Annotated in this window: 17 protein-coding genes and 1 tRNA gene; 12 read left to right on the top strand and 6 right to left on the bottom strand. The window is 65.8% G+C overall.

Annotation, left to right across the window (positions count from 1 at the left end; genetic code table 11):
• Nucleotides 1-144: 144 nt before the first annotated feature.
• The gene (locus LQ953_RS05430; RefSeq protein ID WP_231029663.1) at nt 145-519 is read right to left on the bottom strand and encodes a DUF3363 domain-containing protein; all 375 of its coding nucleotides are present in this window, start codon (nt 517-519) and stop codon (nt 145-147) included.
• Between the two features lie 312 nt (nt 520-831).
• Here LQ953_RS05430 and LQ953_RS05425 point away from each other — a divergent pair, with 312 nt between their 5' ends.
• The 3 genes from LQ953_RS05425 to LQ953_RS05420 all read left to right on the top strand — a co-directional run bounded on the left by LQ953_RS05425 (nt 832) and on the right by LQ953_RS05420 (nt 6,080).
• Nucleotides 832-4,644 (top strand): hypothetical protein, encoded by a 3,813-nt coding sequence (locus LQ953_RS05425; protein ID WP_231029662.1) that lies wholly within the window; start codon nt 832-834, stop codon nt 4,642-4,644.
• A 501-nt stretch (nt 4,645-5,145) separates the two neighbouring features.
• Complete coding sequence (locus tag LQ953_RS16405; protein WP_443026545.1) at nt 5,146-5,868, top strand: alcohol dehydrogenase catalytic domain-containing protein; 723 nt, start codon at nt 5,146-5,148, stop codon at nt 5,866-5,868.
• Entirely contained in the window at nt 5,865-6,080 is a 216-nt protein-coding gene (locus LQ953_RS05420) for a hypothetical protein (protein WP_231029661.1), read from the top strand. Before LQ953_RS16405 ends, LQ953_RS05420 begins: the two co-directional genes overlap by 4 nt.
• A gap of 81 nt (nt 6,081-6,161) precedes the next feature.
• Here LQ953_RS05420 and LQ953_RS05415 read toward each other — a convergent pair whose 3' ends face one another.
• On the bottom strand, nt 6,162-7,391 hold the full coding sequence (locus tag LQ953_RS05415) for a tyrosine-type recombinase/integrase (protein ID WP_231029660.1): 1,230 nt from the start codon (nt 7,389-7,391) through the stop codon (nt 6,162-6,164).
• A 178-nt stretch (nt 7,392-7,569) separates the two neighbouring features.
• Nucleotides 7,570-7,656: transfer RNA gene (locus tag LQ953_RS05410), tRNA-Leu, on the bottom strand.
• A gap of 142 nt (nt 7,657-7,798) precedes the next feature.
• On the opposite strand from LQ953_RS05410, the gene LQ953_RS05405 reads away from it, so the two are divergent.
• The 9 genes from LQ953_RS05405 to LQ953_RS05365 all read left to right on the top strand — a co-directional run bounded on the left by LQ953_RS05405 (nt 7,799) and on the right by LQ953_RS05365 (nt 20,140).
• Complete coding sequence (locus tag LQ953_RS05405; protein ID WP_231029659.1) at nt 7,799-8,728, top strand: complex I NDUFA9 subunit family protein; 930 nt, start codon at nt 7,799-7,801, stop codon at nt 8,726-8,728.
• A gap of 56 nt (nt 8,729-8,784) precedes the next feature.
• Nucleotides 8,785-9,585, top strand: coding sequence for an undecaprenyl-diphosphate phosphatase (locus tag LQ953_RS05400; RefSeq protein WP_231029658.1), 801 nt, complete (start codon nt 8,785-8,787; stop codon nt 9,583-9,585).
• Between the two features lie 143 nt (nt 9,586-9,728).
• Nucleotides 9,729-11,171: an NAD(P)-dependent oxidoreductase gene (locus LQ953_RS05395; protein WP_231029657.1), complete on the top strand. Its 1,443-nt coding sequence runs from the start codon at nt 9,729-9,731 to the stop codon at nt 11,169-11,171.
• A gap of 11 nt (nt 11,172-11,182) precedes the next feature.
• Nucleotides 11,183-11,872: a hypothetical protein gene (locus tag LQ953_RS05390; protein WP_231029656.1), complete on the top strand. Its 690-nt coding sequence runs from the start codon at nt 11,183-11,185 to the stop codon at nt 11,870-11,872.
• A complete protein-coding gene (locus tag LQ953_RS05385) occupies nt 11,869-12,615 on the top strand; it encodes a DUF2059 domain-containing protein (protein ID WP_231029655.1) in 747 nt (248 codons plus the stop codon). Before LQ953_RS05390 ends, LQ953_RS05385 begins: the two co-directional genes overlap by 4 nt.
• A 40-nt stretch (nt 12,616-12,655) precedes the next feature.
• Nucleotides 12,656-17,164, top strand: coding sequence for a glutamate synthase large subunit (gene gltB / locus LQ953_RS05380; RefSeq protein WP_231029654.1), 4,509 nt, complete (start codon nt 12,656-12,658; stop codon nt 17,162-17,164).
• Between the two features lie 129 nt (nt 17,165-17,293).
• Nucleotides 17,294-17,713, top strand: coding sequence for a hypothetical protein (locus LQ953_RS05375; protein ID WP_231029653.1), 420 nt, complete (start codon nt 17,294-17,296; stop codon nt 17,711-17,713).
• Between the two features lie 46 nt (nt 17,714-17,759).
• On the top strand, nt 17,760-18,431 hold the full coding sequence (locus LQ953_RS05370; protein WP_231029652.1) for a glutathione S-transferase family protein: 672 nt from the start codon (nt 17,760-17,762) through the stop codon (nt 18,429-18,431).
• Between the two features lie 89 nt (nt 18,432-18,520).
• Nucleotides 18,521-20,140 carry an MFS transporter gene (locus tag LQ953_RS05365; RefSeq protein WP_231029651.1) on the top strand — a complete coding sequence of 540 codons (1,620 nt, stop codon included), beginning with the start codon at nt 18,521-18,523 and terminating at the stop codon, nt 20,138-20,140.
• Between the two features lie 33 nt (nt 20,141-20,173).
• Here LQ953_RS05365 and LQ953_RS05360 read toward each other — a convergent pair whose 3' ends face one another.
• From LQ953_RS05360 to LQ953_RS05350, 3 genes are read right to left on the bottom strand one after another with little or no spacing between them, the layout of a single operon-like run.
• On the bottom strand, nt 20,174-20,818 hold the full coding sequence (locus LQ953_RS05360) for a ribonuclease HII (RefSeq protein WP_231029650.1): 645 nt from the start codon (nt 20,816-20,818) through the stop codon (nt 20,174-20,176).
• Nucleotides 20,811-21,968 carry a bifunctional hydroxymethylpyrimidine kinase/phosphomethylpyrimidine kinase gene (gene thiD, locus LQ953_RS05355; protein WP_231029649.1) on the bottom strand — a complete coding sequence of 386 codons (1,158 nt, stop codon included), beginning with the start codon at nt 21,966-21,968 and terminating at the stop codon, nt 20,811-20,813. The genes LQ953_RS05360 and thiD overlap by 8 nt, the downstream gene beginning before the upstream one ends.
• Nucleotides 21,969-21,971: 3 nt before the next feature.
• Nucleotides 21,972-22,196 carry a DUF1272 domain-containing protein gene (locus LQ953_RS05350; protein ID WP_231029648.1) on the bottom strand — a complete coding sequence of 75 codons (225 nt, stop codon included), beginning with the start codon at nt 22,194-22,196 and terminating at the stop codon, nt 21,972-21,974.
• Nucleotides 22,197-22,251: the final 55 nt, after the last annotated feature.

Here is a 22,251-nt window from a genome sequence, read left to right as displayed (position 1 = left end):
ATGCCGGCGGCGCGATCCGATCTAATGACTACCACCTGAGACCCACAATCACCACAATTAATGCAGCTCGAATTGGGGCAAGTTGACCTCATAAATGCGGCCCTCAGGAGCAATCTGACAAACCACCTTTGCGGAAAGCCGGATTTACCCGATCAGCGGACCCGATCGACCCTTCCCAATCTGCCAGGTTATCCCGTCCCCGCGTAAAATCCCTGAGGCCGCCTTGCCGATGTTTCGGTCGAGCACGTCGCGCCACGGCGCCAGCGAGAAATCCCGCGCTCGCTCGACCAGCGCGTAACTGCCGCTCTCCAAGTCCACGCGCCGGCCGATCACACCCTCGACGCGCTCGCCGATCTCGGCGGGCTCGAACCGCTTGCCGACCTGCTGGGCCAGCCGCGTTCCGGCATCGCGCATTTCGCGCCGGCCGAGCTCCTCCAGCGCGTCGCTTCGCAACTTGAACTGCCGGCCTTCGCCTGATGCCAGCTGCTGCTCGATCAGCCATTGCCGTCGCGCCACCATGGGAGGTCGCCGTAATTCTCGATCCCGCCGAAATGGACCGCCGTCACCTATACGTGGCGATGACCCGAGGGGCGAAGCGACTGGTGATTTGCTCTCGCACGCAGCACCTGACGCCATCGTAGCCGGCACAGCACGTCATTGTTGCCGACTGATGGTATGTCTGCTTTCGGGAAGGCCGTCGGAACCGCTTAACGGCCGAAGCGGAGGCGCGAAGCTGCCGGCAGTTCATGACCCCAATGGATAGATTCCCACCCCGCGACCGATCGCGTCAATACAAGGCCATCACTCGCGCAAATAGGGTAGAAGGTTGAAGTGACAGAACAATCGGAAACCCCCGCCAGCGAAAAGCTCACTTGGATGACTTTCATGGGGCAAGGAGCGATGCAATGGGGCCATTCGGATCTTCTGGCCGTAGGGTCCGACAAGGACCTTGCCCGTTTGGGCGAGCTCGCCGCCTATTTTTCGATCCGCGGCGACAAAAATGGAGGCCGTCTGGCGGACCAGGTCTGGATCGTTCTTCCGCCCTCGACCGCGGACGAACAGGCGACCGCCCTGGGTCAGTTGAGAAAAGCTGTTGATGCCACCCTCACCGAAGTCTCCAGCGGCTCGGCCACTGCCGAGATGCGCGAGGCCGCATTCTCATTCCTATCTTTGCAGTTCACGGACAGCTACGACGGTGATGCGCTGGTCCGGGCGCTCTCGGCGGCGCCCACGAAGACTGCCATCATCGTTGTCGAGGCCGGCCGCTATCGCATGGCCGCCACACAAATTCCCAACGGCAGCCAGCTGGAGGAGACAGTGCGGGCAGCACATCTCCATCAGCTCCTGACCGAGGTCGACGCGCTTTGCCGGGCCAACGAAATCTACGTCACGCTCGATTCAGGCTTTCTTCCGCCTCAGCGAAAGGAGTCGCTGGATCTGCTGCAGTCGGTCGGTGACGCCGGATTTGTGTCCGGTGAGATCGCCGGAGCTGAGCCTATCGATGCCGACGAAGTTACTGCCAGGGTTTCGCGGTGGAATGATGCCGTCGATGCGGGCGGTATTGGGGGCGTGATCAAGGAAATCGATGGCCATGACAGCCTGTCCGAGCGGCAGCGCTTTTTCCTGAAACTCGAGTTTCTTTCCAGGGCAGGTCTTTCGGACCCGTTTCGCGATCTCCTTCAGGCCAAGTCGGACATGTTGGTCGAGCTGCCCGTGCAGCAGGCTTTGGCGATCGCGCGGCTGTCGGAAACTGCCGACATCGACGATTTCGCGGAAGCGCTTATCACGCAGGCGCTCCCGAACATTCGCGATAGCGAAGACTTCGCCCAGGCGCTCGACACCGCGCTGCGGCTGCGTGGTCAACGACTTCGGTCAGCCGTGCTGGAGGCGTTCCGTCGGCTTCATCCAAACGCGCCGACATTGCAGCGGCACGACGTGGTCATGGCGGCACGCCAAGGTGACTACGGTCGCGCGGTCACGATCCTGGAATCGATGACCAACGGCGATCACAAGGACGAAATATCCTTCTACCGCCTGCTTGCCGATGGCACGCAAGCCGATGGCTGGAACCCTTACACGGTTCACGCGACGATCGCCGATGACCTTCCCGAGTTCGTCGGCGATGGCGGCGTAGAGATCGCGCTCCAGCTCGAGCGCGCGGGTCGGGTGGCCGAGAGCTTCGCGTTCTTGCTCGGGCGCAATGCCGAGGTAACCAGCCGGGAGCTGCTCCTCCTCATTCGCCTGGCCAGCACGGCGCTCCAGGCAGCGGCCCTGTCGAGCGACGATCCGATGGTCGAGCAGGTCATGGACCGATCGATCGCGTTCCTGGCGACCCACCCAGGTGACGGACGCGTTCGCACGCGGCTGGCCAGGCTGCTTGGCCCGACTGAGACTGGTACGCGCGGGATCGCGATCCTCGTCACCGCCCTCCTCAAGCGTTCGGTCGCGAGGCCGCCGATCGATCCGCGACCCAAGATCGCCGACCGCCCGCCGGTTATTCCGGCGGATCAGACCAAGGCGCCGCTGGAGCGTATCTGGAAATGGCTCGCCGACAAGGGCCAAGGCATGTGGGTGGTAGGACAGCATAGCTTTCCGGCCGAGCTGCTCGACGTATCCGCGGACGCGCTCATCGCCTCGATCCTGATCCAAGCGGACTATGCCGGGGACCGCATCGCGGAAACGGATGATCTTGTCCTGCCCAACATGTATCTTGCGGCCGCCAACGCCATCGCCCCGCTCGCCGAGCAGCGTGACGAGGATCTGACGATCGCTCGGACCGTGGGCAGCAAGTTCGCGGTCGCGGGCAAGGGACAGGCCGCCCGCGACATCGCCGAGTTCATTGTCACGAACAGCGGCGACCGTCCGGAGCGGCACCGGATAGCCCTGTTCAGCTTCGCGGATATCTACGCGCGCGTTGGCATGAGCACCGAAGCGATGGTCGCGATGGCGGCTGCGCTGGAGACGCGCGCGAAGGCATCCTGGGATGAAATTTGGTTCGAGACGAACCTGCTGTTCCGGCTGCTTCGCGACGCCGGAATGGCCGACCTCGCTTTGCCGCTGCTTGATCGTTCGCAGGAAGCCCTTGAGCAGCTGGGCAGTGCTGAGCGTGACGGATTTCGCCTCGCAACCATGGTGCTTCAGGCCGCGACCGCTGTCTTTTCCCGCGATGGCGGGTCCGATGAGGAGCTGATCGAACTGTTCGACGCAGCGGCCGCCAACGCGGCGGAAGTGATCGACCGGAGCGATGACCTGCTGCCGATTGCGATGGTCCTGAACACGCTGGTCCACATCGGCGGCAACCGAGTTCCCGAACAGGTCGCGTCCGCCGAGGCACTCCTCAAGCAGATTGTTAGCAAGCTCCCGCCTGAGCGCCAGCCTATGATCCGGGCAGCGAGCCGGGTGCCGACACTTGCCGACATCGCCGACGTGGCGCGTGGCCTCGACAACGCCCGCTACGCTATCGATGCGGGCTACGACCTGAGGCACTTGCGCGTCATGACGCGCACGCTCGTCGGGAATGCCCTGGCCGAAGTCGACCCCAAAGCGCTGACCTACGCTGTGGAAGCCTCAGCGGACCGCGCGATCGAGCTTCGGGCTGCCGACGGCAGGCTTGTCGAGGTCGAGCGCCTGCTGACACGAGCAGAGGCTCCTTACGAGGCGGCGATCGAGCTCAGCCGAGCGGACACCGCGATCGTCGGCATGGCAATGTTCGACAGCCAGCTTGCCACCGTCGAGTTCGAGAATGGCGATATTTCCGACCTCACGGTCGAGCCGGAGAACACCTTCTCTGCTGAAGCGCTCAATCGCTGGAGCGAGCGTTTCCCCAGGGATTATTCCCTGGAGTCGGTGGATCAGGACGAGATGCGCGACAGCGTCGCGAACCTGGGGCTGACCAAGCTGCCCAAGCGGTCGATCATCGTTGCCGATGCGCGGCTGCAGCGTTTCCCGCCCAATCTCCTGACGATCGACGGTAACTGCGCGGGGTTCGACCATGCGATCGGCGTGACACCCTCGCTCGAATGGCTGACCGCATCACGTCGGCTCGACCGGAAGGGGAACGGTGCAGCGCGCATGTGGATTCCGGTTTCCCCGGCTGGCGGGGAAACTGGTCCCCTTGCCATGATGGCAGATGAGGTAGCGCCGATCCTGACCGGTCACGGTGTCGGGCTTGAGCGCGGCGACCAGCCATCGCCGGGATTTGCCGATGCCGACGTCGCGATCATCGGCGCGCACGGCGGACTGACCGAGGTGAACCGCTATTTTCGGTCGCTGAGCGACGACGGTCACGGCGTTACCGAGATTGCGCAGATCGCCGAGGTAACCCGCAAGGCCCGCCTGACGATCCTGTTCGTATGCTCAGGCGGCCGCATCGATCCTCACCCGGAAACCGGGATGGCGATCGGACTCGCAAAGCAAATCCTCGCGCGCGGCAGCGCCGCCGTGATCGGGCCGGCTTGGCCGATACCGTTTTTTGTCGCACGGCCTTGGCTGGACGCTTTCCTGAAGGCGTGGCAGGGAGGTATGGTAGTGCTGGATGCTTGCCACGTGGCCAACCGCCACGTTTCCGACAAAACCAGTTGGGACCCCAAGCGCGCTCTGGCCATGTCGCTCTACGGCGATCCTTTTATTCGCAAGGACGCCTGAGATGGCGGCGTTCGCAAATCATTGACGCGCACGGCTCGACGGTTTGCGATGGCGCGTAGGCCAATTATGGAAGTCGGGTCTCGCGCGACAAAATCCGCTATTCCGAAATCGGCCCAGTTTCTCTTGTTGCGCGACGCCGGGTGAGGTCTGAACGACGGCTTCTGACAGGAGCTGCCGTTCGATATGTCGCGTCTGAATGGCCGGAAAGTCCCAATGTCGGCCGTTCCCGCTGTCGCCCAGAGCCGGATGAACGAATGGCAGGTTTCAGGATCACGCTGAGCCAATCTGAACCGCGGCAATTGGGCGCTTAATCGCCGTTCCCGCTTGGCCATTCGGACAGGCAGCTCGGACCGTGCTTTTGCCCGGTTTCCTGTCAACGCTTGAACGCTCTCTCACACGCAGACTGCCTTTGGGCGACCGGAGGACTGACGGAGGAGCGCTTACTGTTGGACTGTAGGGTGGCCGCTTTTTGAAAGCTGTGCACCGTATATCCTGATCATCATGTTCCGCATTGCAGCACATAGTTTCGGGGCACCCGATCAAGCTCTCTCCCTTGAGACAGCCGACCGGCCGCTCGTCGACCGAGGGCAGGTCCTGGTGCGAATGCGGGCCAGCCCAATCAATCCGTCCGACCTGATCCCCGTTACCGGGGCCTACCGCCACCGAACCGCGCTGCCCTTCATACCCGGCTTCGAGGGCGTCGGCGTCGTGGCGGACGTCGGCGAGGGAATAAACCCAGTGTTGATCGGCCGCCGAGTGCTTCCGCTGGGCACGGCAGGATGTTGGCAGAGCTGGAAGACACTACCCGCCGACTGGTGTGTGACGGTGCCGGAGGACTTGGACGACGACGAGGCCGCCACCGCCTACATAAATCCGCTCACGGCCTTGCTCATGGTTCGAAAACTCGCGCCCAAGCGCGGAGACCGCATCGGAGTGACGGCGGCAGGATCAGCAATCGGGCGTATGCTGATACGAATGCTGGCGGCGCGGGCGCGCATCCTGTCGGGATTATTCGCTCCTCCGCGGCGCGCGAGTCCATTTCGACCGAGTGTGCCGAAGTCGTTGAGGAAGGATGCCCCCTTCCAGCACTGGACAGTGGTCTCGACGCGGTGGGGGGTGCGCCCGGCACTCTCCTTGGTGCAGCCATCAAGCCGGGCGGCCTGCTCCTCCACTACGGCCTGCTGTCAGGCCAGCCACTCTCCCACGGCGGCCAAGCCAGCATGACCCTCTTCCAGCTGAGAGACCATGTGCATGCGATGCCGAAGGAAGCCTTCCACAATGCGATGTCCGAGTGCTTTTCGGAGATTCGCACCGGCCGAGCCTCCTCTTTAATCGAGGCGAGCTATCCGCTTGGGGCATTTCGAGCAGCCTTGGCCCATAAACGCAGCAGCGGACGCCGGGGCAAGATCATCCTCCGGATGCAACCTGATACGTGACCTCCGCGCCAGACAGCACTCGACAGTACAGGGAGCATGGAACGCTCGCGTGGAGTGCCCTGCCAGCGCCCCACAGGCTCGTCAGCAGGCCCGGCTGCTCAGAGGAAAGTTCGGCCTCAGGATCTTGCCTCCGTCGCGCAGCTCGTCGAGGTAGTCGGACCAGCGCTGCATCAGCTTCACGCGTTCGTCCCAGTATTCGCCGCGGGCATAGGCGCGGCGGACCTGGTTGGTATCCACATGCGCAAGTTGGCGTTCGATCGCGTCGGGATGCCATTCGCCCATCTCGTTGAGAAGCGTGGCCGCCATCGCTCTGAAACCATGAGCCGTCATCTGGTCCGGCGTGTAGCCGAGCCGACGTAAACCCTGGTTCACGACATTCTCCGACATCATGTTGCGCGGACGCACACTGCAAGTGAACATATGCGGCCAGCGCCCGGTAAGCGCATGCAACTCCTCGAGCATGCCGATCACCTGACGGGATAGGGGCACACGGTGCGGCCGGCGCATCTTCATCCGTTCCGCTGGCACCGACCAGACCCTGCCCTCCAGATCGATATCGCACCATTGGGCTTGCCTGAGTTCGCCCGGGCGCAGGAGCACATGCGGGGAGAGACGCATCGCCATGCGCCTGACGGGCAAGCGGTCAGGACCGTCTATGGCGCGCAGCAGAGCACCGACTTCGGAGGGCTTGGTAATGGCGGCGAAGTGCCTGGGCTTCGGGGTCGCGATTGCGCCTCGCAGATCGGCCGCGACGTCCTTGTCGCATCGCACCGTCGCGACCCCATAGCGGAATACGCGACTGAGCACGCTGCGCATGCGCCGGGCGCTCTCATAGGCACCGGTCGCCTCGATCTTGCGCAGGACGGCGAGCGCCTCGTGAGGCGTGATCTGGGCGATCGGCAGGTCGCCGATGACCGGATAGGCCTTGTCGAGCAGCCACCGGATCTTGTCGATGGTGACCGGCGCCAATCCATCGCGCTCGCACTTCACCAGCCATTCCTTCGCAACCAGCTCGAACGTGGTGGCCGCGGCATGCCTGGCGGCGATCCGTGCCCGCTTCTTCTCGATGGCAGGGTCCATTCCGGCGGCAATCTGCTCGCGCGCCTCGTCCCGCTTCGCGCGGACGTCGGCGAGACCGACGGCAGGCCATTTCCCCAGGTGAAGCGTCTTCTGCTTGCCCAGGAAACGGTAGTTCATGCACCACAGTTTGGAGCCGTTGGGCTTGACCGCGAGATACAGGCCGAGGGTATCGTGAAGCTTGTAGAGCTTTTCTGAGGGCTTCGCGGACGTGATCTTGAGGTGAGTGAGCATTGGAATCATCCCAGCAAGCCGGGTCGATCCGGGGCCATCAAAGGCACCCCAATCGTGGGGGTGCTGTTGGTGGTCCTAGCCGGACGTCACCGGAAATTTAGCCGGCGATCATCCGTCGATTTATGCTGTAAAACCAGCCGCTTGCTGGACGTTGCTGGACGCACTTAGCGCCAGAAAGTGGTGCCCAGAAGAGGACTCGAACCTCCACGACCTTGCGATCGCCAGCACCTGAAGCTGGTGCGTCTACCAATTCCGCCATCTGGGCACGGGGTAGGCCGGCGCCTCTAGGGGAGGGTCGCGGGGTCTGTCAACGAACATTTCGCAAGAAAATTGCAACGCGGCCAAGCCGCTTGCCGTTTGGGCCCATGCGCGGCATGGGAACCGGCATTGGGACACAAGAGGCAGGCATGAAGGACAGGCTGGTAACGCTGATCGGCGGCGGGGGTTTTCTCGGCCGCTATGTCGCACAGGAACTGTACCGCACCGGCGCGCGCGTCCGTATCGCGCAGTCGCGGCCGCGCGACGCGTTTTTCCTCAAGCCCCTGGGCGGGCTGGGCCAGACCCAGTTCATCGCCGCCGACGTAACCCGGCCGGACACGGTCGCGCGGGCGGTCGAGGGCTCGGACCTGGTGGTGAACCTGGCCGGCACCTTCGGGCCTGCCATGCGCGCAGTGCATGTCGATGGCGCGCGCAACGTGGGCCAAGCTGCGGCAAATGCCGGCGTGCAGGCGCTGGTGCACCTCTCGGCCATCGGCGCCGATCCGCAGTCGGATTCCGACTATGGCCGCACCAAGGGTGAGGGCGAGCGCGCGATCCACGAAGCGTTCCCCCATGCGACCATTCTGCGCCCGTCAGTCGTGTTCGGGCGCGAAGACGCGTTCGTGAACCGCTTCGCCGGCATGATCTCGATGCTGCCGGTGGTGCCGGTGGTGCGCAGCGGCGCGCGCTTCCAGCCGGTCTATGTCACCAACGTCGCACAGGCGGTGCTGGCGGCGCTGACCGATCCGGGCGCGCATGGCGGCAAGACCTATGCGCTGGGCGGACCCGATGTGATGACGCTGGGCGAGCTGCATCGCTGGATCGCCGGCGCGCTGGCCCGCAAGGTGCATTTCCTGGAGCTGCCCGATGCCATTGGCGGCATGCTGCCGATGCTGCCGGGCTCCCCGATCAGCAAGGACCAGTGGCGCATGCTCCAGCACGACAATGTCGTGGACGCGGGTGCCGAGGGCCTCGCCGCGCTCGGCATTACGCCGACGCCGCTGGCGACGGTGGCGCCGGCTTGGCTGGTGCGCTTCCGCCGCAACGGGCGCTTCGGTTCGGTCGGCCAGACGGCCTGACGCGGTAATCGCCGCGGCGGGGGCCGCGGCGCCAAGCAGGGGGCGGGGAACAGCGAATGAACGAATATCTCGTGGCGATCCTGCTCGGCATCGTCGAGGGCATCACAGAATTCCTGCCGGTGTCCTCCACCGGACACTTGATCCTGGCCAGCGAGCTGATGGGCTATGACGCGGCGCAATGGGCGGTGTTCAACATCGCCATCCAGCCCGGCGCGATCCTGGCGATCGTGGTGCTGTATTGGCGCACCTTTCTGGCGGTCGGGCGCGGCCTACTGTCCTGGGAAGCCAATTCGGTGCGGTTCGTGCGCAACCTGCTGATCGCCTTCGTGCCCGCCGTGGCGCTGGGGCTGTTGTTCAACGATCAGATCGAGGCGCTGCTCGAAAACGCGGTGATCGTCGCCTGGGCACTGATCGCCGGCGGCATCGGCATCCTGGTGGTGGAGCGGCTGGCGCGGACCAAAAATGTGCTCGGCATCGCCGGCGTGTCGTTCTCTCAGTCGGTTAAGATCGGCCTGGTGCAGTGCATCGCGATGATCCCGGGCGTCAGCCGCTCGGGCGCGACGATCATGGGGGCGATGGCGCTGGGCGTGGACCGCCGCACCGCCGCCGATTTCAGCTTCTTCCTGGCGCTGCCGACGCTCACCGGCGCGACCGTGCTCCAGTTGTTCAAACACCGCGATGCGCTCACCGCGGACAGTTTCGGGCTGATTGCCGTCGGCTTCGTGGTGTCGTTCATCGTGGCGCTGGCGGTGGTGAAGGCGTTCCTCGCGGTGGTGACGAAGCACGGCTTCGCACCCTTTGCCTGGTACCGAATCGTCGCGGGCACGGCGGCGCTGATCTGGCTGTCGATGCGATAAGGTCCGGTTCGGCCTCTTCTTCTCCGCTGAAGAAGCGGAATGCTAGCCCCTGCGGGAGCTGCTCTGAAGAACTGGGACAGCATTGCTGACCTATTGTTCGAATCATGCGTGACTTGGGTCTGCTGCATCGCTAAACGTACGGCATGGCAAATGATGCGATGCTCAAATTCGTGGGGCGCGACCAGGCGTATCCCGCCAAGCGCCCGGCCGATCTTCGTGCGGAGGATTTCCGGGAGATCGCCAACCGCTATGCGGTGCCGGATGCCGAGGCGCAGGCCGGCCGCTGCTCGCAATGCGGCGTGCCCTATTGCTCGGTGCATTGCCCGCTGCACAACCACATCCCCGATTGGCTGCGCCTGACGGCGGAAGGGCGGTTGCAGGAAGCCTATCAGCTCTCCAACGCCACCTCGACAATGCCCGAGATCTGCGGCCGCATCTGCCCGCAGGATCGGCTGTGCGAAGGCAATTGCGTCATCGAATTCTCCGGCCACGGCGCCGTCACCATCGGGTCGGTCGAGAAGTTCATCACCGACAAGGCTTGGGAAGAAGGCTGGGTGGAGCCGGTGCGCCCCGGCCCGGACAAGGGCCAGTCGGTCGGCATCATCGGCGCGGGGCCTGCCGGGCTCAGCGCCGCCGAATATCTGCGCGAGATGGGCTATGCCGTGCATGTCTATGACCGGCACGACCGTGCCGGCGGGCTGCTGACCTATGGGATCCCCGGCTTCAAGCTGGAAAAAGACGTGGTGATGCGCCGCGTCGCCCGGCTGGAGGAAGGCGGCATCGTCTTCCACACCAGCTTCGAAGTCGGCCGCGACGCGAGCCTGGACGAACTGCGCAGCCGCCACGACGCGGTGCTGGTCGCCACCGGCGTGTACAAGGCGCGCGGCATCAAGGCGCCGGGCGTCGGTGCGCAGGGCGTGGTCGAGGCGCTGGATTACCTGACGGCTTCCAACCGCAAGAGCTTCGGCGACGCGGTGCCGGCGTTCGACGATGGTAGCCTCAATGCGGAGGGCAAGCATGTCGTGGTGGTCGGCGGCGGCGACACGGCGATGGACTGCGTCCGCACCGCGGTGCGCCAGGGTGCGGCGTCGGTGAAGTGCCTCTACCGCCGCGACCGCGCCAATATGCCCGGCTCGCAGCGCGAAGTCGCCAATGCCGAGGAGGAAGGCGTCGAGTTCGTCTGGCTGTCCGCCCCCGAAGCGTTCGACGGCGGCGATGCGGTAACCGGCGTGCGCGCCTCGCGCATGCGCCTCGGCGCTCCCGACGCAACGGGCCGCCGCGCGCCGGAAGTCGATCCCGGCGGCGCCATGGACCTCCCCGCCGACCTGGTGATCAAGGCGCTGGGCTTCGAGGCGGAGGACCTGCCCAAGATGTTCGGCGCGGAGGCGCTCGGCGTCACCCGCTGGGGCACGCTGCGCACCGACGGGCGCACGATGATGACCAGCCTCGACGGCGTGTTCGCGGCGGGCGATATCGTGCGGGGCGCGAGTCTGGTCGTCTGGGCGATTCGCGACGGCCGCGACGTGGCGGCGCACATGCATGCCTGGATGCGGGCGCGCGCGGCATCGGCCGTGCGGGCCGCTTGAAGGAAACCACCATGAAGTCTGTGTTTGCCGCCCTGCTGCTGGGCACCGCCACCGTCGCTTCCTTGCCGGCGCAGGCGCATCCCGTTCTCCAGGCGGCGAACGCCAAGGCGGAGGCCGACCGGCTGGTCGGCGTTATGCTGAGCGATGCGGCGATGACCGACGTCGCCAGCCGCTCCTTCACCTATGGCATGGAGCAGCAGCTGGCGGGCGATCCCGCCACGCAGAAGATGTACGCCGCGAACCCAGGCATGAAGGATCATGTCGCAGGCCAGGTCCGCGCTGAGTTCCTGAAGGTCATGAAGGGCGAGTTGCCGGCGCTGCGCAGCGACGTGTCGCGCCTGATCCAGGCCGATATGACTGCGGGCGAGATCGCCGAAGCCCGCACCTTCCTGGAAAGCGCCACGGGCCGCAAGGTCGCCGCGCAGATGTACCGCTCGATCGGCGACAAGCCCGATCAGTCGCAGGAGCAGATGCAGCAGGCGGCGATGGCATCGCTGATGAGCTCGCTGACGCCCGAGGACTACCCGGCACTGATGGCGTTCGGCGGCAGCCCGGCAGCCCAGAAACTTCAAGCACTTAACCCCAAGATCACCGCCGCCAGCCAGGCCTGGTCGACTCGCCTGATCGCCGCCAACGAAGCCCGCATGAAGGCGCTCGCCGCTCAGTCCGCCGCGCAGTTCCTCAAGGGCAAGAAGCCGTGATCCGCGTCGACAAGATGCTGGCCATCGCCGCCGCGCTGGCGCTCGCCACCGGCAGCGCGTTCGCCCAGACCCCGGCCGATCCCGCCCGCCTCACCGCCGCGCGCCAGGTCGTCGGCAAGCTGCTGCCGCCCGGGACCTACAAGCGGATGATGGACCAGAGCATGGGTCCGCTGATGGGCAGCATGACGCAATCGGTGGGCCAGCTGCCGGTGCAGGAACTGGCGCGGCTGAGCGGCATCACCCAGGAGGAGGCGAGCAGCCTTGGTCAGGGAACGGTGGAGCAGGTCATGGCGATCTACGACCCGCATTGGCGCGACCGGCTGAAGCGCAGCACCGACGCGATGATGGGCGGCATGACGGAGATGATGGGCAGCATGGAACCGGCGATGCGCGAAGGCCTGTCGCGCGCCTATGCCCGCGAGTTCAGCGGCGCCGAACTGAGCGAGATGGACCGCTTCTTCGCCACTCCCGCAGGCCGCCACTACGCGCTCAAGTCGCTCCAGCTGTTCATGGATCCGGAGATGGTGAAGATCATGTCCGACATGGTCCCGGAAATGACCAAGCGCATGCCCGACATGATGGCCAAGGCCGAAGCGGCGGTGGCCAGTCTGCCCAAGCCGCGCACCAACAGCGACCTGACTCCCGCCGAGCGCGACAAGCTGGGCAAGCTGCTCGGCGTCTCGCCCGATACGCTCAAGACCAACCCGGAACCGGAAGCAGGGGCGGACGACGCGGAGGATTGATCCGCCGCCCGCCATATTCCTGCGCCTTAGGACTAACGCCATGACGATCGACCAGACCGAACGCGACCGCCTCGCCCGCGAAGGCATGTACCGCCCCGAATTCGAAGGTGATGCCTGCGGCGTGGGCCTGATCGCGGCGACCGACGGCGTGGCCTCGCGCCGGGTGGTTCAGTCGGCGATCGATGCATTGAAGGCTGTGTGGCACCGCGGCGCGGTCGACGCCGATGGCAAGACCGGCGACGGCGCCGGGCTCCATGTCGACCTGCCCGTGCGCTTCTTCGACGATGCGATCGCAATGGGCGGGCACCGCGTGCTGCCCAACCGGCTGGCCGTCGGCATGATCTTCCTGCCGCGCACCGATCTGGCCGCGCAGGAGACCTGCCGCACCATCGTCGAATCCGAGATCATCGAGGCGGGCTACACCATCTATGGTTGGCGCCAGGTGCCGGTCGACGTGTCGGTGATTGGCATGAAGGCGCAGGCGACCCGCCCGGAGATCGAGCAGATCATGATCGCCGGGCCGCTTCCCGACGATCAGGACGAGGCCGAGTTCGAGAAGAACCTGTACCTGGTCCGCCGACGCATCGAAAAGCGCGTGATCGCGGCACAGGTCGGCGGCTTCTACATCTGCTCGCTGTCCACCCGCTCGATCATCTACAAGGGCCTGTTCCTCGCTGAATCGTTGAGCGAGTTCTACCCCGACCTTCGCGACGAGCGCTTCACCAGCCGCGTCGCCATCTTCCACCAGCGCTATTCCACCAACACCTTCCCGCAATGGTGGCTGGCCCAACCGTTCCGCTGCCTCGCCCACAATGGCGAGATCAACACGGTGCGCGGCAACAAGAACTGGATGCTCAGCCACGAGATCAAGATGGCGAGCATCGCGTTTGGCGAGCAGAGCGAGGACATCAAGCCGGTGATCCCTGCCGGCGCGTCCGATACCGCGGCGCTCGACGCGGTGTTCGAGGCGATCTGCCGCTCGGGGCGGGACGCGCCCACCGCCAAGCTGATGCTGGTGCCCGAGGCGCCGGGCGACGACACGCCCGAAAGCCATGTGGCGATGTACAAATATCTCGCCAGTGTGATGGAGCCATGGGACGGCCCGGCCGCGCTGGCGATGACCGATGGCCGCTGGGCGGTGGCCGGGGTTGACCGCAACGCGCTGCGCCCCCTGCGCTACACGCAGACCGCCGATGGCCTGCTGATCGTCGGGTCGGAAACCGGCATGGTGCCGGTGCCCGAATCCACCGTGGTCGCGCGCGGTCGCATGGGTCCGGGGCAGATGATCGCCGTCGATCTCGCCGAGGGCAGGCTCTACACCGACGCCGAAATCAAGGACCAGATCGCCGGCGAAGCCGATTACGCCGCAATGATCGGTGAGTTCCTGACACTCGACGAACTGCCCGATGGCCCCGCTGATGCCCACTACGACCGCGCCGAACTCACCCGCCGTCAGGTCGCGGCGGGCCAGACGCTGGAGGACATGGAGCTAATCCTCGCCCCGATGATCGAAACCGGCAAGGAAGCCGTGGGATCGATGGGCGACGACACCCCGCTGGCCGTCATCTCGGACAAGCCGCGCCTGATCAGCCAGTTCTTCCGCCAGAACTTCAGCCAGGTCACGAACCCGCCGATCGATCCGTTGCGCGAACGCCATGTGATGTCGCTCAAGACCCGCTTCGGCAATCTGGCGAACATCCTCGACAAGGAAGCCAACGCGTCGAAGGTGCTGGTGCTCGAAAGCCCGGTGCTGACCAACGCCCAATGGCACCGCCTGCGCGCCTATTTCGGGCCGCAGTGCGGTGAGATCGACTGCACCTTCGATGCGCGTGGCGGCCCAGAGGCATTGCGCGCCGCGATCACCCGCATCCGGCACGAGGCCGAACAGGCGGTCCGCGCCGGCTGCACCGAACTGTTCCTGACCGACGAGCATCAGAACGAAGACAAGGCGGCGGTCGCCGGCGTGCTCGCCGCGGCCGCGGTCCACACTCACCTCGTCCGCCGCGGCCTGCGCTCCTATGCCAGCGTCAACGTTCGCTCGGGCGAGTGCCTCGATACCCATTACTATGCGGTGCTGATCGGCGTCGGCGCGACCACGGTGAACGCCTATCTGGCCGAAGCCGCCATCGCCGACCGCCATGGCCGCGGCCTGTTCGGCGACCTCACCCTCGATCAGTGCCTCAAGAACCACCGCAAGGCGATCGACGAGGGGTTGCTCAAGATCTTGTCGAAGATGGGCATCGCCGTCATCTCCTCCTATCGCGGCGGCTATAATTTCGAAGCGGTCGGCCTCTCCCGCGCGCTGGTGAACGATTTCTTCCCCGGCATGCCCGCCAAGATCTCGGGCGAAGGCTATGCCTCGCTCCACCTCTCGGCGATGATGCGGCACGAAGCGGCCTATGACCGCGCGGTAGCGGCACTGCCGATCGGCGGCTTCTATCGCCAGCGCCATGGCGGCGAGACGCACGCCTTCTCCGCGCAGCTGATGCACCAGCTTCAGACCGCGGTGTCGACCGACAGCTATTCCAGCTACCTCGCCTTCTCGCGCGGCGTGCGTGACCTGCCGCCGGTCTATCTGCGCGACCTGCTCGAATTCAACTTCCCGCAGGAAGGGATCGCCATCGACCAGGTCGAGGCGATCACCGAAATCCGCAAGCGCTTCGTCACGCCGGGCATGTCCCTGGGCGCGCTTAGCCCGGAGGCGCATGAGACGCTGGCGATCGCGATGAACCGCATCGGCGCCAAGGCGGTGTCGGGCGAGGGCGGCGAGGACAAGATCCGCTACAAGCCGTACGAGAATGGCGACAATGCCAACTCGGTGATCAAGCAGGTCGCCTCGGGTCGCTTCGGCGTGACGGCGGAATACCTCAATGCCTGCGACGAGATCGAGATCAAGGTGGCGCAGGGCGCCAAGCCCGGCGAGGGCGGCCAGCTGCCCGGCTTCAAGGTGACCGAGTTCATCGCCAAGCTGCGCCATGCCACCCCCGGCGTGACGCTGATCTCGCCACCGCCGCACCACGACATCTATTCGATCGAGGACCTCGCGCAGCTCATCTACGATTTGAAGATGATCAACCCGCGCGCGCGGGTGTGCGTGAAGCTGGTAAGCTCGGCCGGCATCGGCACCGTCGCGGCGGGTGTCGCTAAGGCGCATGCCGACGTCATCCTGGTCGCCGGGCACGTCGGCGGCACCGGCGCTTCGCCCCAGACCAGCGTGAAGTACGCCGGCACCCCGTGGGAAATGGGGCTCTCGGAGGTCAACCAGACGCTCACCCTCAACGGCCTGCGTGGCCGCGTGAAGCTGCGCACCGACGGCGGATTGAAGACCGGCCGCGACATCGTCATCGCCGCGATTCTGGGCGCAGAGGAGTTCGGCATCGGCACATTGAGCCTGGTCGCGATGGGCTGCATCATGGTGCGCCAGTGCCATTCAAACACCTGCCCCGTGGGCGTCTGCACCCAGGACGAGAAGCTGCGGGCGAAGTTCGTCGGCACGCCGGAAAAGGTCATCAACCTGATGACCTTCATCGCCGAGGAAGTGCGCGAGATTCTCGCCAAGCTGGGCTGCACCAGCCTGGACGAGATCGTCGGCCGCACCGAACTGCTCCGCCAGGTCAGCCGCGGCGCCGAGCATCTCGACGATCTCGACCTGAACCCGATCCTCGCCAAGGTCGATGCGACCGACGCCGAGCGGCGCTTCTCCTTGAGCACCTTCCGCAACGAAGTGCCCGACAGCCTGGATGCGCAGATGATCAAGGACGCGGCTCCCGTGTTCGCGCGCGGCGAGAAGATGCAGCTGACCTACAGCGTGCGCAACGTCCACCGCGCGGTCGGCACCCGGCTGTCGTCCGAAGTGACCAACAAGTTCGGCATGTCGACGCTGCAGGACGGGCACGTGCATGTCCGCCTGCGCGGCTCGGCGGGCCAGTCGCTCGGCGCGTTCCTGTGCAAGGGCATCACGCTGGAAGTGTTCGGCGACGCCAACGACTATGTCGGCAAGGGCCTGTCGGGCGGGGTGATCGTCGTGCGGCCGATGGTCAGTTCGCAGATCGAAAGCCGCCGCAACACGATCCTGGGCAACACCGTGCTCTATGGCGCCACCTCGGGTCGGCTGTTCGCCGCCGGCCAGGCGGGCGAGCGCTTCGCGGTACGCAACTCGGGCGCCGACGTGGTAGTCGAGGGCTGCGGCGCCAATGGCTGCGAATATATGACCGGCGGCACCGCGGTGGTGCTCGGCGAAGTCGGCCAGAACTTTGGCGCCGGCATGACCGGCGGCATGGCCTTCGTCTATGACGCGGAAGCCAATTTTACCCGCCGCGCCAACCCGGAGAACATCGTCTGGCAACGCGTCGCCTCGGCGGTGTGGGAGGCCAAGCTGCGCGGCATGGTCGAAGCGCATGCGGCGGCGACCGACAGCAAATGGTCGCGCGGCCTGCTCGACGACTGGGATCGCAGCCTGAACCATTTCTGGCAGGTGGTGCCCAAGGAAATGCTGACGCGTCTGGCGCACCCGCTCGACGACAGCGTCGAGGCCGTCGCGGCCGAATAACTTCTCCCGTCGCCCCGGCCTTGAGCCGGGGTGACGAAGAAGGGCAGGGTCTCGGAGCGGGGCCATTCATCCCCTGCTAAGCCGCTGAAACTTATGGTAAGCGCCATCCTGCCGACTCGGGAGAATGGTATGCGTCCCCTTTTCATCGCCGCAGCAGCGCTCTGCGCCATCGCCGCGCCCGCCGCTGCACAGACCGACAGCAAGGCCGAAGCCGCCGCGCGTGCGCTTGAGAATCCGATGGTGCAGGAAGGTGTGGCGCTGATGGTCGACCAGATCGCCGGCATTGTGCTCGACACCCGCGTCGGCCCGCTCGCCCACTATGTCGATCCGGAAGGCGATGTACGCCCCAACGACACGCTGGGCGATATCCAGCGCCGCCGCGATCCGCACTTCCAGGCCAAGCTCCATGCCGGCACGCGCAATGCCGTGCGCACCGCTGGCGCAGTCGCCAATGACGCGCTGGCGATGGGCGACGAACTCGGCCGCACCGCTGCCCGCCTCCAGGCGGCGCTCGCACCGCTGACTGCGATGCTCGACACCGATAATTGACGTAGAAGCGCTGGACGCGCCGCGCACCGCGGCTCAATAGAACCGCATGTGGCAGCTCCTTCAATTCCCGCTGTGTCCCTTTTCGCGTAAGGTTCGCCTGCTGCTGGGCGAAAAGGGCGTGGCGTACGAGCCCGTGCGCGAATCCCCCTGGATGCGCCGCGACGAGTTCATGGACCTGAACCCCGCCGGCCAGGTGCCGGTGATGGTCGACACCGAACGCGGCGTGACGCTGATCGATTCGGCGGTGATCTGCGAGTTCTTCGAGGAAACGGTCGACAAGGCCGCGATGATTAACGGCACCGCCGTCGACCGCGCCGAAATCCGCCGCCTGACCATCTGGTTCGACACCCAGTTCTTCAGCGAAATCACTGCGCCGCTGCTCCAGGAACGCATGCTCAAGCGGCTGGTCTACAAGCAGTCGCCCGACGGCCAGGTGCTGCGCGCGGCGATGAAGGCTGCGGTCGGCCATCTCGATTACATCGATTACCTGCTCGATCACCGCACCTGGCTGGGCGGCGCGACGATGAGCCTCGCCGATCTTGCCGCCGCCGCGCAGATCTCGATCGCCGATTATCTCGGCGGCATCGACTGGAAGAGCCACGAACAGGCCAAGCGCTGGTATATCGGCATGAAGAGCCGCCCCAGCTTCCGTCCGCTCCTGTCCGAGCGGATGGAGGGCATCCCCCCTCCTGCGGACTACGAGAAGCTGGACCTCTAAGACCCGCGGTGATCCAGCAGACGTGAAGATACGGAACGCTTCGTCTCCGGCCCGGTTGTCCGCCCATTGACGCGCGATACGGGACTTCGATGCTGGCACCGCAACCCTCGATCAGTCCCCAGGAGCGAGAGCGGGCCGCACGCAACCTGCTGATCGACGCCGCCGCCGCGACCGCGATCGGGGCGCTGAATTCCGGTGTCGTGCTGCTCGCGCTCGCCATCCATATCGGCGCGACGAATACCCAGATCGGCCTCTTGGCGGCGATCCCGCTGCTCACGCAGATCCTCCAGGCGCCAACGGTGAAGCTGGTCGAGCGCCTGCGTCGCCGCCGCCTGATCTCGGTCACCAGCGTCTTCTTCGCCCGCCTCGCGCTCCCGGCCTATGCCGCTGTGCCCTTCATCCCCAACCGCGACGTGGCGACCGGCGTGCTGCTCGCCGCCGCGCTGCTTCACTATGGCCTCAACGCGGTGGGCGCGTGCAGCTGGAACAGCTGGATGCGCGACCTGCTTCCGCCCGAGCGGCTGGGCCAGTTCTTCGCCCGCCGTGGCGTGTACGGCACATTGGTCAGCACCGTCGCCACCGTGGCCGCAGCGGTGGCGCTGGACTGGGCGAACGGATCGGATGCGCTGGGCGACCGCATCTATTCCAGCCTCTACATCGCCGGCTTCCTTTTCGGGCTGATCAGCACTGCCTTCCTCGCCATGGTGCCAGAGCCGCAAATGCCCCAGGGCGGACCTACCGCGCCGCTCCACAAGCTGCTGCTCCAGCCGCTCAAGGACCAGAACTTCCGCAACATGCTGCGCTATCTCGCCAGCTGGCAGTTTGCAGTGAACCTGGCGACCCCGTTCTTCACGGTCTATTTCGTCCGCGAACTCGGCTTTACGATGAGCTTCGTGCTGATCCTCACCGTCGTCAGCCAGCTCGCCAATGTCAGCGTGGTGCGCGGCTGGGGCCGACTCAGTGACCGGTTCAGCAACAAGTCGGTGCTGTCGGTCTCCACGCCGTTGTTCCTCATGTGCATCGCCGGCATGGCCTTCGCCAGCGAGTTCGACAGCACCACCGCGCGCGCCGCGTACCTCATCGTACTGCACATAGTCATGGGCGCCGCGGGCGCGGGCGTCGGCCTTGCCTCAGGCAATATCGTCATGAAGCTGAGCCCGGAAGGCATCGCCACCAGCTACATGGCCGCCAATGCGCTGATCAGCGCGGTTGCGGCAGGCGCCGCGCCAATCGTCGGCGGCTGGGCGGCGGACTTCTTCGCGCGGCGGCAGCTGCACGTGGACGTCGAATGGGTTAGCCCCAGCGGCACCAACGCCCTGTTCGGGGTGGTGTTCAGCCATTGGGAGTTCTTCTTCCTGCTCTCCGCGCTGCTCGGGCTCTACACGCTGCACCGCCTCACTGCGATCCAGGAGCCTGGAGAGGTCGAGGGGCGCGAAGTGGTCGGTCATGTCTGGACCTCGGCACGCCGCACCCTGCGCAACGCGTCCTCGGTTGCAGGCTTGCGGATCGGCGTGGCCTTCCCCGGCGGCGACCTGATCCGCGCGCGTCAGGGCAAGCGCGTGTCAATCTTCGCGCTGCTGGAGAGCACCAAGCGCCGCCTCGGCTTCGGCGCAACGGCGATGGCCACCGCGCTGGACGCCAGCTTCCGCGAACCCGAGCCGGATACGAGCTTCGACGATCTGTTGAAGCAGCTCAACAAGATCGACTGAGTCCGGCCTTCGCCGCGGAAACTGCGACGGCGGCTACTCCGCCGCGATCGCCGGTCCGAAATCCAGCTCCGCCTGCGCCACCGGCGCGAAGCTGCGCCGGTGATGCGGCGTCGGCCCCAGCGCGCGCAGCGCCTCCTGGTGCACCTTGGCGCCGTAGCCCTTGTTCGCCTTCCAGCCATAGCCCGGGTGCAGGGCGTCCAGCTCGGTCATGATGCAGTCGCGCCGATGCTTGGCGACGATGGAGGCCGCGGCGATCGACAGGCACAGCGCGTCGCCGCTCACCACCGCCTGACTCTGATGCTCCCAGTTCGGGCAACGATTGCCGTCGACCAGCACAAAGGCGGGGCGGAAGCCGAGCGCATCTACCGCCCGCTGCATCGCCAGCATCGTCGCCCAGAAGATGTTGATCGTGTCGATCTCCTCGACACTGGCGATGCCCACGCCGACCTTGGCACAGGCAAGCAGCTGCGCGCACAGATCGGCGCGCCTGGCCGCGGTCAGTACCTTGGAATCGTCGATCCCCTCGGGGATGCATTTGGGGTCGAGCACCACCGCGGCGGCGACCACCGGTCCGGCCAGCGGCCCGCGCCCGGCCTCATCGACTCCGGCGACCAGCCCCTTATGCAAGCGCTTGTATTTACGTTCGAACTTCAGGTCAGGCGCGGGACGTTCAGGCATCGTCCAGCCGCCATGGCGGAAAGCGGCGCATCTCGCCAGCCTGATAGAGACGAATGGCGTTGCCCGCGGGATCGGTCAGCCGCGCCTCGCGCCAGCCCCACTTCTCGTCGCGTGGTTCCTGATCGAACTTGATGCCCTGTTGCTGAAGATATGCGACGGTGACGTCCAAATCGCCGCATTCCAGATACACGACCGGCGCGGTGTAGGCGGGATCGGTGGCGACCGAAAACGTCGCCCCGCCCTCGGTCTCGAACCGCGCATAGCGTGGGGAAGCCCGCACCACCTGGCGCATGCCGAGCAGCCGATAGAAGCGCTCGCTGGCTGCGAGATCGGTGGCGGGCACCGTCACCTGGTTCAGCATCGGCTCAAAAAAGCTCATATTGCTGTCGAGCCGCACCGCCTGCTGCCCCATCGGGCCATGTCCGCGCCCAAGCCCCGGCGCCTCGCGCATCGCGATGCGCACGAAGCGGCGCGCGCGGGTAACCGCCTCGGGCAGGTCCCATTCCTGTGCAAGGCCACAGGCGATCGCCGAAGACAAAGTGCAGCCAGTGCCGTGCGTCGCGTCGGTCTCGATCCGCGGGTCGCTCCAGCTGATCTCGGGCGGGTCTTCGGGATCGACTGAATAGAGCCGGTCGGTCACGTCGGCGCCGGCGCGATGCCCGCCCTTCACCAGCACCGCGCAGCCATGCGCCCGCACCAGTGCCTGCGGATCGCGGCCCAGTGCCTCCAGCTCGGGCAGATTGGGCGTGACCACGGTGGCGCGGTCCATCAGCCGCTCGAACGCCGCGATCGTCGCTTCATCGGCCAGCCGCGCCCCGGTAGAGGCGACCATCACCGGATCGAACACCACCGGCACGCCGGGCAGTTCGTCCAGCTTCTCGGCGACGGCCAGCGCGGTGCGCGCCGAACCGATCATGCCGATCTTCACGGCGTCGACGCCGATGTCGCGGATCACCGAATCGATCTGCGCGATCACCATGTCGGTGGGGACGGCGTGCACCGCCTGCACGCCCACGGTGTTCTGCGCGGTGATCGCAGTGATCGCGGTCATCGCATGGCCGCCCAGCATCGACACGGTCTTGATGTCGGCCTGAATCCCGGCGCCGCCGCCCGAATCCGAACCCGCGATGATCAGCACACGTGGCGTCATATATCAGCCCTTGAACCTGCGCTGCGTGGAAGCCGGGTGACGCGCCAGCGCCTCGTCCACCCGCGCCGGCCGGTCTAGCAGTTCGCCTCCGCAATTGGGACAGCGCTCGTCCAGCCGGTCGGCACATTCGGCGCAGAAGGTACATTCCAGCGAACAGATGAACGCCCCCGCCTCGTCGGCCGGCAGGTCCACGCCACAGCGTTCGCAATCGGGTCGCATTTCCAGCATGCGCGCTCTGTACGCGTGGGCGCAGGCGAGTGGAAGGCGCTATGCTCACCGCCCT

Source organism: Sphingomonas sp. IC-56, from assembly GCF_021043375.1.
Classification (GTDB): Bacteria; Pseudomonadota; Alphaproteobacteria; order Sphingomonadales; family Sphingomonadaceae; genus Sphingomonas.
Note: the sequence above shows the minus strand (reverse complement) of the source record. Positions and strands in the feature narration are given on the sequence as shown.